At 65.6% G+C, this 14361-nt stretch carries 14 protein-coding genes; 1 reads left to right on the top strand and 13 read right to left on the bottom strand.

The genetic code is table 11. From position 1 onward, the window contains the following. Positions 1-24 precede the first annotated feature (24 nt). Positions 25-372 carry an RNA polymerase-binding protein RbpA gene (locus ACR65K_RS05350; protein ID WP_026266052.1) on the top strand — a complete coding sequence of 116 codons (348 nt, stop codon included), beginning with the start codon at positions 25-27 and terminating at the stop codon, positions 370-372. Between the two features lie 94 nt (positions 373-466). On the opposite strand, the gene ACR65K_RS05345 is transcribed toward ACR65K_RS05350, so the two are convergent. The 13 genes from ACR65K_RS05345 to ACR65K_RS05285 all read right to left on the bottom strand — a co-directional run bounded on the left by ACR65K_RS05345 (position 467) and on the right by ACR65K_RS05285 (position 14295). Then, positions 467-1210, bottom strand: coding sequence for a polyprenol monophosphomannose synthase (locus ACR65K_RS05345; protein ID WP_056333939.1), 744 nt, complete (start codon positions 1208-1210; stop codon positions 467-469). A gap of 96 nt (positions 1211-1306) precedes the next feature. Next, a complete protein-coding gene (locus ACR65K_RS05340) occupies positions 1307-2974 on the bottom strand; it encodes an amidohydrolase (protein ID WP_440151630.1) in 1668 nt (555 codons plus the stop codon). Between the two features lie 57 nt (positions 2975-3031). Then, positions 3032-5956, bottom strand: coding sequence for a DEAD/DEAH box helicase (locus ACR65K_RS05335; protein ID WP_440151629.1), 2925 nt, complete (start codon positions 5954-5956; stop codon positions 3032-3034). Positions 5957-5976: 20 nt separating this feature from the next. Continuing rightward, positions 5977-6771 carry a twin-arginine translocase subunit TatC gene (gene tatC, locus ACR65K_RS05330; RefSeq protein ID WP_440151627.1) on the bottom strand — a complete coding sequence of 265 codons (795 nt, stop codon included), beginning with the start codon at positions 6769-6771 and terminating at the stop codon, positions 5977-5979. A 48-nt stretch (positions 6772-6819) separates the two neighbouring features. Next, on the bottom strand, positions 6820-7092 hold the full coding sequence (tatA, locus tag ACR65K_RS05325) for a Sec-independent protein translocase subunit TatA (protein WP_056333928.1): 273 nt from the start codon (positions 7090-7092) through the stop codon (positions 6820-6822). 32 nt (positions 7093-7124) lie between these two features. Beyond that, positions 7125-7472 carry a hypothetical protein gene (locus tag ACR65K_RS05320; protein WP_056333926.1) on the bottom strand — a complete coding sequence of 116 codons (348 nt, stop codon included), beginning with the start codon at positions 7470-7472 and terminating at the stop codon, positions 7125-7127. A 10-nt stretch (positions 7473-7482) separates the two neighbouring features. Beyond that, entirely contained in the window at positions 7483-9468 is a 1986-nt protein-coding gene (locus tag ACR65K_RS05315; protein ID WP_440151625.1) for a helix-turn-helix transcriptional regulator, read from the bottom strand. Between the two features lie 92 nt (positions 9469-9560). Then, on the bottom strand, positions 9561-9956 hold the full coding sequence (locus tag ACR65K_RS05310) for an FKBP-type peptidyl-prolyl cis-trans isomerase (RefSeq protein ID WP_056333922.1): 396 nt from the start codon (positions 9954-9956) through the stop codon (positions 9561-9563). A 62-nt stretch (positions 9957-10018) separates the two neighbouring features. Further along, on the bottom strand, positions 10019-10987 hold the full coding sequence (locus tag ACR65K_RS05305; RefSeq protein WP_440151919.1) for an FKBP-type peptidyl-prolyl cis-trans isomerase: 969 nt from the start codon (positions 10985-10987) through the stop codon (positions 10019-10021). A gap of 115 nt (positions 10988-11102) precedes the next feature. Then, positions 11103-12467 (bottom strand): Pup--protein ligase, encoded by a 1365-nt coding sequence (pafA, locus tag ACR65K_RS05300; RefSeq protein WP_440151623.1) that lies wholly within the window; start codon positions 12465-12467, stop codon positions 11103-11105. A 9-nt stretch (positions 12468-12476) separates the two neighbouring features. Continuing rightward, positions 12477-13187: a proteasome subunit alpha gene (gene prcA / locus ACR65K_RS05295; RefSeq protein WP_056333918.1), complete on the bottom strand. Its 711-nt coding sequence runs from the start codon at positions 13185-13187 to the stop codon at positions 12477-12479. A gap of 1 nt (position 13188) precedes the next feature. Continuing rightward, positions 13189-14010 carry a proteasome subunit beta gene (gene prcB, locus ACR65K_RS05290; RefSeq protein WP_056333914.1) on the bottom strand — a complete coding sequence of 274 codons (822 nt, stop codon included), beginning with the start codon at positions 14008-14010 and terminating at the stop codon, positions 13189-13191. Between the two features lie 81 nt (positions 14011-14091). Beyond that, positions 14092-14295, bottom strand: a complete 204-nt coding sequence (locus ACR65K_RS05285) for a ubiquitin-like protein Pup (protein WP_018761343.1) — start codon at positions 14293-14295, stop codon at positions 14092-14094. Positions 14296-14361: the final 66 nt, after the last annotated feature.

Here is a 14361-nt window from a genome sequence, read left to right as displayed (position 1 = left end):
GCGAACCGACCAGAGGGAGAAAACATGAGCGATCGCAGCCTGCGGGGCATGCGCCTTGGTGCGCAGAGCATGGAGACCGAGTCCGGCGTTGAGCCGGCTCCGCGCCAGCGGGTCGAGTACCGTTGCGCAGATGGCGAGCAGGTCTTCGTGACGTTCTCCTCCGAGGCGGAAATTCCTCCGGTGTGGGTCTCCAAGACCGGCAAGGAAGCGCTCCTGGTTGACGGTGAAAAGCCGGACACCAGCAATGACAAGGCAGTCCGCACCCACTGGGACATGCTGCTGGAACGCCGGTCGCTTCCTGAACTCGAACAGATCCTTGAGGACCGCCTGACCATCCTGCGCGAACGCCGTGGAGAGCGCCGCTCCGCATAAGGCCAGCCCAAAGAAGGGGGCGGCCCCGCACTGTTGTGCGGGGCCGCCCCCTTTTCTGTGTCCGCTTAAGGCCGTTTGGCCCGGCAGGGGCGGATTACGCCTGCTTGTTCTTCAGCTTCCCGGTCAGGGTGTTCCAGCGGGCTGCCAGTCCCCACCGGGTGACGTTGACCATTGCCTCGATCACGATGTTGCCGCTCATCTTTGAGGCGCCGAGTTCGCGCTCCACGAACGTGATGGGGCGTTCTTCGATGCGGAGCCCGAGTTTGGCCACGCGCCACGCCAGATCCACCTGGAAGCCGTAGCCCACCGAGTCGACCTGGTCCAGGTTGAGCTTTTCCAGGGTGGTCCTGCGGAATGCCCGGTAGCCGCCGGTGACGTCTTTGATCCGCAGGCCGAGCATCAGCCGGGCGTAGGTGCTGCCGACCCTTGAGATGGCCTGGCGGTACAGCGGCCAGTTAACCACGCTGCCGCCGGGAACCCAGCGCGAGCCCATGGCCAGGTCTGCGCCCTGATCCACGGCTTCGAGCAGTTGGGGAAGCTGTTCGGGCTGGTGTGAGCCGTCGGCGTCCATCTCCACCAGGACGTCGTAGCCGGCGTCCAGGCCCCACTTGAACCCGGCGATGTAGGCGGCGCCCAGGCCTTCCTTGCCCTTGCGGTGCAGGACGTGGACCTGGGAGTCCTCGGCGGCGAATCCGTCGGCAAGTTGGCCGGTGCCGTCGGGGCTGTTGTCATCAACCACCAGCACGTCCGACGCCGGAACGGCCTTCCGAAGGCGCTGGAGCGTCTTGGGCAGTGATTCCAGTTCGTTGTAGGTGGGAATGATCGTAAGGACGCGCACAAAGGGCCTTTCCTGGTGGAGGTGGTCGGAGCACCTGATGCCGGGCCGTGCCGGCGGCGGGCGCAACTACCCATTATAGGGCGGAGGGCTGCTGCGTCAGGAACGCAGGGCCGGGCTGGCGAAGAGTTCGGCGCCGTCTTTCACGGTTTGCAGGCATACCGGATCGGAACCCGTGTCCAGGGCCGGCAGCAGCGGGGTCCTGGCCCGCGGATCGGTGCTCCATGACTGCACCCTGCCATCAGCCACCTGGACCATCAATTCCTCCACCTCCCACACGGCGAAACTGGCCGGCGCCCCGGGAACAAGCTGTCCGGCCATGGGGTTGGTGTGGCGTGCGGCCCTCCAACCGGCACGGGTGTGGCCCAGGAAGGCTGCCCGAGCGGAAATGCGTTGCTCCGGGTTGTGGTGTTCCACGCAGGCGCGCACGCTGGACCAGGGACGGAGCGGCGTGACAGGGCTGTCGCTGCCGAAACAGACAGGAACACCCGCCGAGTAGAAAGCGGCGAAGGGGTTCATTGACCGGCTCCGCTCCCCCAACCTCCGCTCGTACAGGGCGCCGGCTCCGCCCCACGCTGCATCAAAGGACGGTTGGGCGCTGACGGTCACGGAGTAGTGCGCCAGCTTGGCCACAGCCGCGGCGTCAGCCATCTCCACATGCTCGAAGCGGTGGCCCGCGGCTCGCACCCGCTGCTCCCCAACTTCCTTGGCTGCCAGGTCCAGTGCCTCCAGCGCAGCGTCCAGCCCGGCATCCCCAATCACATGGAATCCGCCCTGAATCCCTGCCAGGGAACAGGCGGCAAGATGGGCTGCCGCCTGGTCGGCGCTGAGGTACAGGCTGCCGCATTCCTGGCCGGCATCGCTGTAGCCGGCGCGCAGCGCGGCTGTCCTGGAGCCGATCGATCCGTCGATGTTCAAGTCCCCTGCGAGCCCCCGAATGCCGGCGCCGAGCTGCTTAACGAGGGAACGGGCCTCCACCTCGGACGAGACCAGTTCGCCCCAGTACGGCAGCACCTCGGGAAAGCGCTGCACGCCCGGGCCCACCTCATTCCAGCCTGCGGCAAGCCGCACATCATCGGCGCCACCGATGTGCGGGGCCCCCATCTCGGCAACGGCGACATAGCCGTTGGCCGCAGCCTCCGCCAGGGCACGGGCCTGGTGCCGCTTCAACGCGTCCTGCGGCATCTGCCGAGTTGCCAGCCGGGCGGCGTGGTGGGCTGCCCGCATGACCCGAGCGCCGCCGTCGTACCCGTCCCTGCCGCGAAGCTCCGCGGACTGTACCAGCGACGTCGACACCAGAGCCGAGTGGACGTCCACCCTGGAAAGGTAGACCGGACGGCCCCCGGACGCCCGCTCCAGTTCCTCGGCGCTGGGCAGGGCGGGATCCGCCCACGTGGACTCGTCCCAGCCGTGGCCGAGCACGGGCCCTTCCCCGCCAGCGGACGCCACGGCATCCAGCAGCGCGCGGGCCGAGGTGGCCGTCCCCAGTTGCAGCGAGTCCAGCGCAATTCCGGTTTCGGTCAGGTGGATGTGGGAGTCCACGAAGCCCGGTGCAACCAGGGCGCCGCGGAGGTCGATGATCTCCATGGAACTGTCCGCAATGGAGGATGCGGCCTGCTCTGAGCCAACCCAGGCAACGGTGTCACCGTCCACCAGCATGGCGGTTGCGAAGGGATCTGCCGCCGTGTAAACCGAACCATTGCGGTACAGCACCGGCGCGGGACGGGGGGCGGCATTGGGGACGGGCGTGGCATCGGGGCGGGGCATGGCGGGGCAGTCTCCTGGGTGGGGGCACGCCGGCAGGAGCCGGCAGGGACAACGGGGCTAGAGGACAGAGGAATACGCCACGACGCCGCGGCGGATGAGGTTGATCGCCTCGGCGCACAGCCGTGCCAGCCGGGGGTCGAGGCCGGGGATTTTGGCAAGCTGGTCCAGAAGGTCCACCACCTGCTTCACCCAGCGGACAAAGTCGCCGGCCGCAAGATCAGTGCCGCTGAGGACATCCTGCAGGTGGCGCCCGCGGGCCCATTTATACAACGGCCACACAAGTCCCAGTTCAGGTTCGCCGGTCAACGGAAGCTTGTTCTCCTCCTCCACGTCCTCAAGGAAGGACCACTCCTTGACCACAATGTCCACGGAGGTCTCCAGCGAGACGCTGGGCATGCGCGGCCGCAGGCCCCGGTCTTCGCGTTTGGCCTGGTAGACCAGCACGCTGGCCAGCGCAGCAACCTCGGCGGCGTCGAGATCATTGAACGCGCCAAGCCGCAGCGACTGGGAGATCAAGAGGTCCTTCTCGCCATAGATCCTGCGGAGCCGCTGGCCGTCCGCACTGATGTTAAGCCTGCCGTCTCCCGCATCTTCCAGGTAGCCGTAAGCGGACAGTACATCGCAGACCCGGTCGAAGGTCTTGGCGATCGTGTTGGTCCTGCCCTGGATCTGGCGGACCAGGCCGTCCGTTTCGCGCCGGAGTTTCCACCAGCGCTCCGACCAGCGCGCGTGGTCTTCCCGTTCGCTGCACCCATGGCAGGGGTGGGCCTTCAGGGCCCGGCGCAGTTCCGCGATGCGCTTTTCCTGGTTGGGCAGGGCGGCGCCGCGGCCGAAGTCGTGGTTTCGGTTCTGGCCCGGGGCGGGCGGGCGGTTTTCCCGCAGTGCGTTCCGGACGGAGGAGGCGAGGTCCCTGCGGGATTTGGGCACCTTGGCGTTGAAGGATTTGGGGATCCGGATCCTGGTAACGGGCGCGATGGGACCTTCGAGATCGTCGGCGCCGATCCTTCGCAATTGGTTGTCCAGCGTCAGCACGGCCGGCCGCGGCTCGCGGCTGGTGTGGTCCGAGCTAAGGACGACGGCGGGCCCCGGGGCGCGGCCGCCGGGGACGTCGACCACATCGCCGGGCAGGAGGCGGGCCAGGGAGTCGTCGCAAAGGGATTTGCGGACGCGGGACTTGGTGCGGGAAGTGGCGTTCTCGGCGTCGGACAGTTCCCTGCGCAGCCGGGCGTACTCCGTGAAGTCACCAAGGTGGCAGGTCATGGATTTTGCGTAGCCGGCAAGGGACTCCTCGCGGCTCCGCACCTGGCGGGCCAGGCCCACCACTGACCGGTCCGCCTGGAACTGGGCAAAGGATGACTCCAGGATCTCCCGCGCCCTGGCCCGGCCGAACTGCGCCAGCAGGTTGATGCTCATGTTGTAGGTGGGGCGGAAACTGGAGTTCAACGGGTAGGTGCGCCGGGATGCCAGCCCGGCAACGGCCGTCGGGTCGGTCCCAGGCTGCCACAGCACCACGGCATGGCCTTCAATGTCGATGCCACGCCGTCCGGCACGGCCGGTCAGCTGGGTATATTCACCGGCGGTGATGTCAACATGGGCTTCGCCATTGAACTTGTCCAGCTTTTCCAGCACCACCGAGCGGGCTGGCATGTTGACGCCGAGGGCGAGGGTTTCCGTGGCGAAGACAGCCTTGACCAGGCCATCGGCGAACAGTTTCTCAACCACCTCCTTGAAGGTGGGCAGCATTCCGGCATGGTGGGCGGCGAAACCGCGAAGCAGCCCGTCCCGCCAGGTCCAAAAGCCCAGGACGTCAAGGTCATCCGGCGGGATGTCCTGCCCCGCCTCGTCAACGCGCTGGGCAATGATCCGCTGCTCTTTCTCGGTGGTGAGCCAGAGTCCGGATGCAACACACTGGGCAACCGCTGCCTCACAGCCGGCGCGGGAAAAGATGAAGGTGATGGCAGGGAGCAGATCCATCCGGTCCAGGCTGGCGATCACCTGGGGCCGACTGGCGGGGCGCACCCCCGTCGGCTCTCCACCACGGGCCGGACGGTCGTTTCCGCGCCGGCCGCGCTGGCCCCTTCCCGCGGGTCCGGGCCTGCTGCGGAAGCTCTGCCGGCTCTCGCTCTGGGCCACCGTCAGCAGGTCGGGGTTCACCTCGAAACCGCGCCCGTTGCCGGCGTCGCGGGACTTGCCGGACGAGGACGGCTGCTGCTCGTCTTCCTCAACGGGCGGGGCGATCTCGTCGAAAGTGGTTTCCCCGGCAAACAGGTCCATGATCCGCCGGCCCACCATGACGTGCTGCCACAACGGAACCGGGCGGTGCTCGGAAACGATGATGTCGGTGTCACCGCGGACGGTGTCCAGCCAGGCGCCGAATTCCTCGGCATTGGAAACGGTGGCACTCAATGAGGCAACCTGGACCTCGCTGGGCAGGTGGATGATGACTTCCTCCCACACGGCCCCGCGGAACCGGTCGGCGAGGTAGTGGACCTCGTCCATGACCACGTAGCCAAGGTCGCCGAGCGTGGCCGAATCCGCGTAAAGCATGTTCCGGAGGACCTCGGTGGTCATGACCACCACCTGGGCATCTCCGTTGATGCTGGTGTCCCCGGTCAGGAGCCCTACATTGTCAACGCCGTATTTTTCGGCGAGTTCACTGAACTTCTGGTTGCTGAGCGCCTTGATGGGCGTGGTGTAGAAGGCCTTCAGGCCCCGCTGCAGCGCGAGGTAGATGGCGAACTCCCCCACGATGGTCTTCCCGGCGCCGGTGGGGGCAGCCACCAGGACACCCCTGCCCTCCTGCAGGGAACGGCATGCCTGCCGTTGAAAGTCATCAAGCTCGAAGTCCAGGGTTCGGATGAACGCCCCAAGGTAGGTGGCGGCCTCGGCCCGGCGTTCAGCGCTGGCACGGTATCTCTCGGCCGGCGACATTTCTTCAGGATCGATGGGGCCGGCGGAGAAGGGTCCGGTGGTGGAGGACATACCCCAAGCCTAACGGCAGGCTAGAGCTTCTTAAGTTCGCTGCTTGGGGTTGCGACATCAGCGGTGGCCTCGGTTTCCTCAACCTGCCGCGCTTGGCGGCGTTCGCGGCGTTTGTCGTTCATGATGCAGATGCCGATGGCGGCGAAGAACAGTGCCAGCAGCGGTCCGGCCAGCATGAACATCGAAATCGCGTCCGCGCCCGGCGCGGCGATGGCGGCAAGGACGAAGACCAGGAAGACGGTGATGCGCCAGGCTTTAAGGATGGTGTGGCCGGAGACGATGCCGGCCATGTTGACGCCCACCAGCACCACGGGAACCAGGAAGGCCAGGCCCAGCATGAGCACCATCCGGGTGACGAACTCAATGTAGGTCCGGGCGTCGATGACGCTGGAGGAGCCTTCCGGGGTGAACTGCGTCAGCGCGTGGACCACCTGCGGCACCACAAGCCAGCCCACCCAGATTCCCGCCAGGAACAGCGGAATGGCGGCTGCCATGTAGCCCAGGGTGTAGCGCCGTTCCTTGGACGTCAGCCCAGGGGTTACGAAGGCCCAGAGCTGGTAGATCCAGATGGGGCTCGAAATGACCGCCCCAATCAGGAGCGACATCTGGAGCTTGAAGTCGAAGGGTGAAGCGATGGTCCCGAAGTTGATGGCCGCGAGGCCGCCGGTCTCGTTGGAGATGCGGTTGACCGGTTCAGCCAGGGCCTTCAGCAGCGGATCGTAAAGTATCCAGCCCCCAATGCCCCCAATGACGACGCCGACGGCCGACTTGATCAGCCGGTTCTTCAGCTCGTTGAGGTGCTCCCAAAGAGACATCCGCCCTTCGGGGTTGGCTTTACGGGCCCGCGACAGTGCCACGGGAGATCAGGCGCGGGTCGACGGCGGAACGTCAGTGCCGTCTGTCGGCTCACCGGGCTTCGCCTTGGGGTGGTTCACGATGGTGCCTTCCACCGGACCATTTGCCTCGGTGGAGTCGGCTTTGCCGTCGTTCTTCATTTCCTTGACCTCGGACTTGATGATCCGCATTGACTGTCCCAAGCTGCGGGCCATGGCCGGAAGCTTGGGGGCGGCGAAGAGAAGCAAAGCAACAACGATGATGATTACGATAGGCCAGGGGCCATCAAAGAGTCTTCCCACGGGAAATCCTTTCCTCTAAGTACATCCTACTTCTATGTGAAGTCGAGATCTCCGAGCGCCTGCGGCTGGCCCCGGTCCTTTTTACGCTGCACTCGCCGGCGGCGGCGTTCCTCGCGCCGGGCCCATTTGGATGCCTCGTAATCATGTCGCATGACAGCGGGTGAGGCAAAAACGGCAGAGCCCGGCAGGGCCCGGGACGGATCCACGGGTTCGTCCGGCAGCTCAATGGGGGTCAGGTGTCCCAGCTTTTCGCCGGCGGCCCCCAGATCCTTTACCGTGGCCATGAACTGGCGGAAAAGTCGGATGCCCAGCAGGACATAGAACAGCAGGGCTACTGCGACCAGCGCCACCCATATGAGAATCCAGGACCACCAAGGCATGCTGAGAAGTCTATCGGTCGTAGCTGGCCAGCGAGGCCGCGAGCCAGTCGCGCGCGGCGGAAGCGAGATCGGCCGGGGCCAAAATCCGGGCTGAACCGCCATGCTGGGCCACGAACATCGGCAGCCACGCCGTGTTGCCGAACCGGATCTCGGCCACCAGGCCGCCGTCGGGCAACTCCGCGGTGCGCTCCGCGTAGTAGTCCTCCGCCAGGCCCCTCCCCTGCCGGGTGAGCTGGACCGTGACGGTGGTGTCGTCGTCGTTCGCGGTGAACAGCTTGGCCGGGACCCCGCCCTCCGGAGGCCCGTGCGGCGCGGCGGGTGCACCGTTCGGCTGCACGTCCTGTGTCCGGTCCAGGCGGAAGTTCCGCAACCCGTCCACCAGGTGGCACCATGCTTCGAAGTACCAGGTGTTGTCCAGGGAATACAGCCGCAGCGGGTCAACGTCGCGCTCGGTCACGGCGTCGCGCTGGGGTGACAGGTAGGTCAGGTGGAGCTGGGAGCCGGATTCGATGGCGCGGCGTACCGTGGCGTGGGTTCGGGCGTCCGCCGGCGCAACCTGTGGCCCCGCGATGGAGGCCGCCTGGAGTCCTTCCTCGCCTGCGGCAGCCAGGAGCTTCAACGTGACAGACTCCAGGGCACCGCCGCCGGGAAGGTCCGGCAGGCCGTTGAGGGTTTCAAGACCCGTCAGAAGCGCGCATGCCTCGGCCACGGTAAACCGGACCGGCTTCTTCAGGTCAAGGTCCTGGGTAATGAAGACGTGGTCGTTTTCCCACTGGATATCGAGCAGGTCGTCAGGATAACCCTCCGGCAGCCCCGAGCAGATGAGGATCCGCAGGTCCGCCTCGAGCTCCTCCCGGGTGATACCGAAGTGCTCTGCGACGTCCTGGATGTGCAGGCCCTGGTTATGGACCAGGAACGGCACCAGCTGCAGCATGCGCTTGAGCTGGTCCTCAGAGGTCCCCTTGCGGGCTGTCCGGGAGCGGGTATCGGCAAAGGCGTAGGCGGGAACCGGTGCGTCGCTGAACGAGGACGCGGCCTGCAGCCTGCGCCGCACGGCTGCGGCCAGGCCGGCTGGTTCCTGTACCAGTGCATCGGGTCCGTAGGAAGCCAGTTCTTCAGCAAGCACCTCCGGGTCGCGGTACTCCACGAAGAGCCGGTCGTAGCCCTCGGCGGGGTGTCCCGGTACCTGTTCCGGGGCGCCCTGGACGGCACGGCGGCGCAAGGCCAGCAGGTGCCCCTCCCTGACATCCACGACGGCGGTGCGCAGCGGCAGTTCAGGCAGGCGGTCAAGCTCAGCGCGGATATTGAAGTCCACGGGGGGCGAGTACTGCTCCCTTGCCAGGGTGGTCACGGCGCTGGTGAAGCGCGACAGCCGGAAGTGCCGGGGCGCCTTCCGTGCCCGGTCATAGCCCATGAGGTACCACTGGCCGAACCGGCTGCCCAGGCCCCACGGCTCCACCGTGCGTTCTTCCTCTTTGCCCGTGGTGCCGGCAAGATACGTGAACGTGACGGGATGCCGGGCGTGCATGGCGGCCAAGATGTCATCGAAGGCCTGCCCGGCGGGTTTGATCCGTGGCTGGACCCCGGCCGGCAGTTCAACCTCGGCCATCCTGCCTGAAGCCTGGAGCTTGCGGAGGGCGCTTTGTGCGGCGGTTCCCAACGCCGCACGCTCCCACAGCTGGGAGGCCAGCAGGAGGACGGTCCATTCCTCCGGCCCCAGTTGGACGTCCGGGAGCCGGTTGGACTCTTTGCCGATCCGGTACCTGGTGGTGGCGGGATCGTCCTCACTCCAGCCCAGGTCCGTCAGTGTCTCGACCTCGAAACCCATTGCCCGCAGGTCATTTTTGTCCCGCTCGAACATCCGTCCGAATGCGACGTCGTTCCCGGAGCTGTCGTGGTAAACCTTTTCGCGCAGTTCGCTGCGGTGCAGCCCGTAGCGGGTGTTGAGCAAGGCAATCAGCAGGTTGAGGAGTCGTTCAGTACGGGATAGGGACACGTCCGTTACGTTACTAAACTCCCCCGGGGAAAGCAGAAAGCGCGGCAGTAGGGGAGGAATATCCTCCCGTACTGCCGCGCTTCCCGGTTCAATCAGCGGACGGCCACGAGGTCCACGACGAAGATCAGTGCTTCGTTGGGGGCAATCGCGCCACCTGCACCGCGCGAGCCGTAAGCCAGCTCGGAGGGGATCTCAAGGCGGCGGCGGCCGCCGACCTTCATGCCCAGCAGGCCCTGGTCCCAGCCCTGGATGACCTGCCCGACGCCGACGCGGAAGTCCAGTGGTGCGCCGCGGCCCCAGGAGGCGTCGAATTCCTCGCCGGTGGACCAGGCAACCCCGACGTAGTGGGTGGAGACGGTGTCCCCTGCCTGGGCCTCCCGGCCGTCACCCTCGATGAGGTCGGTGATGACGAGTTCCGTGGGGACCTCGCCTTCCGGGAAATCAATCTCGGGCTTCTGGCGGTCAAATTCCCGCTGTCCAAAAGACATGCTTGCTCCTATGCGTGGGTGTGATGGGTGCCGCGAGGGACGCGGCGTCCTTGTAAGTCTTGCTACTTGACCCCGAGGATGTCCACTACGAAGACCAGGTCGCCCTTGGCCTGGCCCTGGCCGGCGTCGCCGTAGGCCAGGTCCTTGGGGATGACCAGCAGGACACGGGAGCCGACAGTCTTGCCGGCGAGGCCCTGCGTCCAGCCCTTGATGACGCCGGTCAGCGGGAAGGTGGCGGGCTGGCCGCGGTCGAAGCTGGAATCGAACTTGGTGCCGTCGGCGAGGGTGACGCCCACGTAGTTCACGGTCAGGGTGTCGGACTCCTTGACGGTGGCGCCCGTGCCCTTGATCAGGTCCTGCGACACGAGTGCTGTGGGGGCCGGGGCGCCCGCAACGTTGATTTCCGGTTTGCCGTCTTTTTCCGTGACCGTCGGCAGGCCCGCGGGCGGCGTTACCGTTTCACCCTGGGGCTTGTCCAGCACCGGGGTGGGGTCGGCAGCGGAAAGAACCTTGATGATCAGCAGCTGGCTGGGCGCTGCTGCGGCGCTCGGGCTGGGGCTGGCGCCGTCAGACGGGCTGGGGTTCGTTGATGCTGCACTCTGCTGGCCGGGAACGGCCAGCGCCAGGCTGGAACCGACCTTTGCGCCCACGAAAGCGTTGTAGATGACTGCGCTGCTGGTCTTGAGCTCATCATTCAGCTCAAGGCTCTCAGGCTCGTTGGCGAACGTATCCTCAAGCTGGGAACCGTCCGTGCCGTTCAGCGCCAGGATGGAGATCTTGGCGATCTGGTTCGCCTTTACGGCGTCACCGCTGCCTTCGGACACCACTTTGATGGTTGGCTCGGTCACGGTCAGGGGCTTGTCGAAGTCCACGCCAGGGGCCTTCTTGTCCCCGTTGTCGGTCAGCTTGAGGGAGTCGAACTTTGCAGTCTCCCCGGCGGACTGGCTGCTGGGCTCCGGCTGGGAGGCGTTGCCTCCGCAGGCAGTGAGGAGCAGCAGGCCGGGAAGGAGGATTGCTAGTAGTCGGCGCACGTAGGAAAACTTTCGTCGGGGCAGGGTGGATACGACATTCCGCATGCCAGCGGAGCATGTCGTGGAGAGGTCCCGTTAAAAGGACCTTATCCAGAATAGACCCTGAAGCTGGACGTCAGCCCATAGAGTCCAGGAGCGCATCAACACGTTCATCGACGCTGCGGAAGGGATCTTTGCACAGAATCGTCTGGTGGGCGCGGTCATTCAATTTCAGGTGCACCCAGTCCACCGTGTAGTCCCGGCCCAGTTCCTGTGCTCGGCGGACAAAGTCGCCGCGCAGCTTGGCGCGGGTGGTTTGCGGCGGTGCGTCCACGGCTCCCTTGATGACGGTATCGTCGACAATCCGGCGCACGGCCCCACGCGACTGCAGCAGGTAGAACAGCCCGCGGCTGCGGGAAATGTCGTGGTACGTCAGATCCAGCTGGGCAATGCGGGGCGCGTCCAGGCCCAGGCCGTGGCGTTCGCGGTAGTTGTCCATCAGCTTCTTCTTGATGGCCCAGTCGATCTCGGTGTCAATTCCCTTGGTGTCACCGGATTCAATCGCGTGCAGAGTCCGCTCCCACAGATCGAGGATCAGCGGTACGTGCGGGTTGTGCGCGCCGTGCTCCTGGACGAAGGCCGTGACCTTGCTCAGGTACTCCTGCTGGATTTCAAGGGCGGTGAGCTGGCGTCCGTTGGCAAGGCGGACCAGTGCCCGCCCACTGAGGTCGTGGGAGATTTCGCGGATACTGCGGATGGGGTTCTCCATCCTCATGTCGCGCATGATCACGCCCGCTTCGATCATCCGCAGGACCAGGTCCACGGTGCCGACCTTCATCAGGGCAGTGGTCTCTGACATGTTCGAGTCGCCCACAATGACGTGCAGGCGGCGGTAGAATTCCGCGTCCGCGTGCGGCTCGTCCCTGGTGTTGATGATGGGCCGTGACCGTGTTGTCGCGGAGGACACTCCCTCCCAGATGTGGTCGGCGCGCTGGGAGAAGGCATAAGTGGCACCATGCGGGGTCTTCAGGATCTTTCCGGCGCCGGCGATGAGCTGGCGGGTGACCAGGAACGGAATGAGGATTTCGGCCAGGCGGGAAAATTCCCCACGGCGGGGAATGAGGTAGTTTTCGTGGCTGCCGTAGGAGTTGCCGGCGGAGTCCGTGTTGTTCTTGAAAAGGTACACCGTGCCGTTGAAGCCCTCGGCGGCCAACCGGGCCTGGGCCTCATCCACCAGGTCATCGAGGATCAGCTCACCCGCGCGGTCGTGGGCGATCAGCTGTGCGAGGTCGTCGCATTCGGCGGTGGCGTATTCGGGGTGGGACCCAACATCGAGGTACAGCCGCGAGCCGTTGGTGAGGAACACGTTGGACGAGCGCCCCCAGCTGACCACTTTGCGGAAGAGGTACCGGGCCACCTCTTCCGGGGCAAGTGGCCTCGAATCGGGGCTCGAGTAAGAGATCCCGAACTCGGTCTCGATGCCGAAGATTCTCTTGTCCATGTCGTCCTCCTAGGCCAGCAGTGCTGTGATGTCCGCGTCGTTCAGCCTGCGGAAGGCGCGCCGGGATCCGCGGGAGCTTTCGGAAAGCCGGTCCAGGACTGCCACTTCGAGCGCGCCCGGCGGCAGCGGTGCTGCCGGCTGCTCTCCCTCCTGGGCAGGCGTGAGTCCCTTTAAAGCCAGCCGGACAGCGTCAGCGAAGCCCAGGGAGGCCTGCCAACCCGCATCGATGGCTGAAGACACCTTTTCCGCCTGGCCGCCCATGACCACGAAACTGTGTTCATCGGCGATCGAGCCGTCAAAGGTCAGCCGGTACAGGTGGTCGTCCGCCTGGCTGGGTCCCACTTCGGCTACCGCCAGTTCCACCTCGAACGGTTTTTGCTCGGCGGTGAAGACCGCCCCCAGGCTTTGCGCGTAGACGCTTGCCAGGCCGCGGGCGGTGACGTCTTCACGGTCATAGGAGTAGCCGCGGACGTCTGCATAGCGGACCCCGGCCTGGCGGAGGCTTTCGAATTCGTTATATTTGCCAACGGCAGCGAAGGCGATCTTGTCGTAGATTTCGCCGATTTTGTGCAGGGACGGCGAAGGATTCTCTGCGACGAGTGCGATTCCGTCGGCGCAGCTGATGACCACAACCGACCGGCCCCGGGCGATGCCTTTCCGCGCGAAATCCGCACGGTCCTTCATCAGCTGTTCAGGCGAGACATAGAACTGCTGGGTCATGTCAGGCCTCCCGTCCGGCGATGGTGCGTGCTTCAATCACGGCGCGCGAAGCAGCCGCGAGGTCGGCCTCGGACACCCGATGCGCTCCTGTCCTGTCCACCGTATAGACCACGGGCCACAACTGCCGGACGGTGTCAGGGCCGCCGGTGGCGGAGTCGTCGTCGGCGGCGTCATACAGGGACTCCACGGCCACAGACAGCGCCTCGGCAGCGGTGAGGTTGGGCCGCCAGAGCTTTTTCAGGGCACCGCGCGCGAAGACGGACCCGGAGCCCACGGTGTGGTGTTCGTGCTCCTCATACCTGCCTCCCGTGACGTCGTAGGAGAACAGGCGGCCCACACCGGCGCTGGTGTCGAAGCCTGCAAACAGGGGCACCACGGCCAGGCCCTGAAGGGCCATCGGGAGGTTGCCCCTGATCATGGCCCCCAGCCGGTTGGCCTTGCCTTCGAGGCTGAGCTGGGTTCCTTCAATTTTTTCGTAGTGCTCAAGTTCAACCTGGAAGAGACGCGTCAGGTCAATTGCTATGCCTGCTGTTCCGGCAATGCCAAGCACAGAGAAGTGGTCTGCCGGAAAGACCTTCTCGATGTGCCTGCTGGCAATGATGTTGCCCATGGTGGCGCGCCTGTCGCCCGCCATGAGGACACCACCGCCATAACTCATGGCAACGATGGTGGTGGCGTGTGGAACCTGCACCGGGACAGCCGTGGACGTGCCACCCTGGAGGGACCGGCTAAAGGGCAATAGCTCGGGCCGGTCCCGTTGCAGGTGCTCCGTAAAGGACGAGGTGGCGTTGGCGGCTACCTGGTTGGCGGTTGATTCCTGCACTCATCACTCCTTGAACGTGGTACTTCAACGTCGGTACAGATTCCGGCCGTCCGCGGCTTCCGCCACCTTCGGGGGTCCGGGTTACTGGCCGCCCTTTTGCACGAATGCCCGGACGAACTCCTCGGCGTTGGATTCCAGGACGCCGTCGATTTCGTCGAGCAGGTCGTCCACGCCTTCGGTCGATGCCGAAGCCTGGGCCTCGGGCGGTGCCGGTGGTGCCTCGGGGATGTCGTCCTCGACCTGGCTGTCACGTGACTGAGGCTGCTGCTGCTCCTGGCCTGCCATTGGTTTCCCTCCTTCTTCCTCCGGTGGATCCGGCGGATCCTCCGATATGCCCATCCTGCCACGGGA

Source organism: Arthrobacter sp. SAFR-179, assembly GCF_059414945.1.
The sequence above is the reverse complement of the archived record's forward strand: the minus strand, read 5'-3'. Positions and strand labels throughout refer to the sequence as shown.

Bases quoted from the DNA above. Each gene is read 5' to 3' on its own strand.
- ACR65K_RS05310 (WP_056333922.1), bottom strand. From the start codon at position 9,956: ATGTCTTTTGGACAGCGGGAATTTGACCGCCAGAAGCCCGAGATTGAT.
- ACR65K_RS05320 (WP_056333926.1), bottom strand. From the start codon at position 7,472: ATGCCTTGGTGGTCCTGGATTCTCATATGGGTGGCGCTGGTCGCAGTA.
- ACR65K_RS05285 (WP_018761343.1), bottom strand. From the start codon at position 14,295: ATGGCAGGCCAGGAGCAGCAGCAGCCTCAGTCACGTGACAGCCAGGTC.
- pafA (WP_440151623.1), bottom strand. From the start codon at position 12,467: ATGGACAAGAGAATCTTCGGCATCGAGACCGAGTTCGGGATCTCTTAC.
- ACR65K_RS05340 (WP_440151630.1), bottom strand. From the start codon at position 2,974: ATGCCCCGCCCCGATGCCACGCCCGTCCCCAATGCCGCCCCCCGTCCC.
- tatC (WP_440151627.1), bottom strand. From the start codon at position 6,771: ATGTCTCTTTGGGAGCACCTCAACGAGCTGAAGAACCGGCTGATCAAG.
- ACR65K_RS05350 (WP_026266052.1), top strand. From the start codon at position 25: ATGAGCGATCGCAGCCTGCGGGGCATGCGCCTTGGTGCGCAGAGCATG.
- ACR65K_RS05335 (WP_440151629.1), bottom strand. From the start codon at position 5,956: ATGTCCTCCACCACCGGACCCTTCTCCGCCGGCCCCATCGATCCTGAA.
- prcA (WP_056333918.1), bottom strand. From the start codon at position 13,187: ATGACCCAGCAGTTCTATGTCTCGCCTGAACAGCTGATGAAGGACCGT.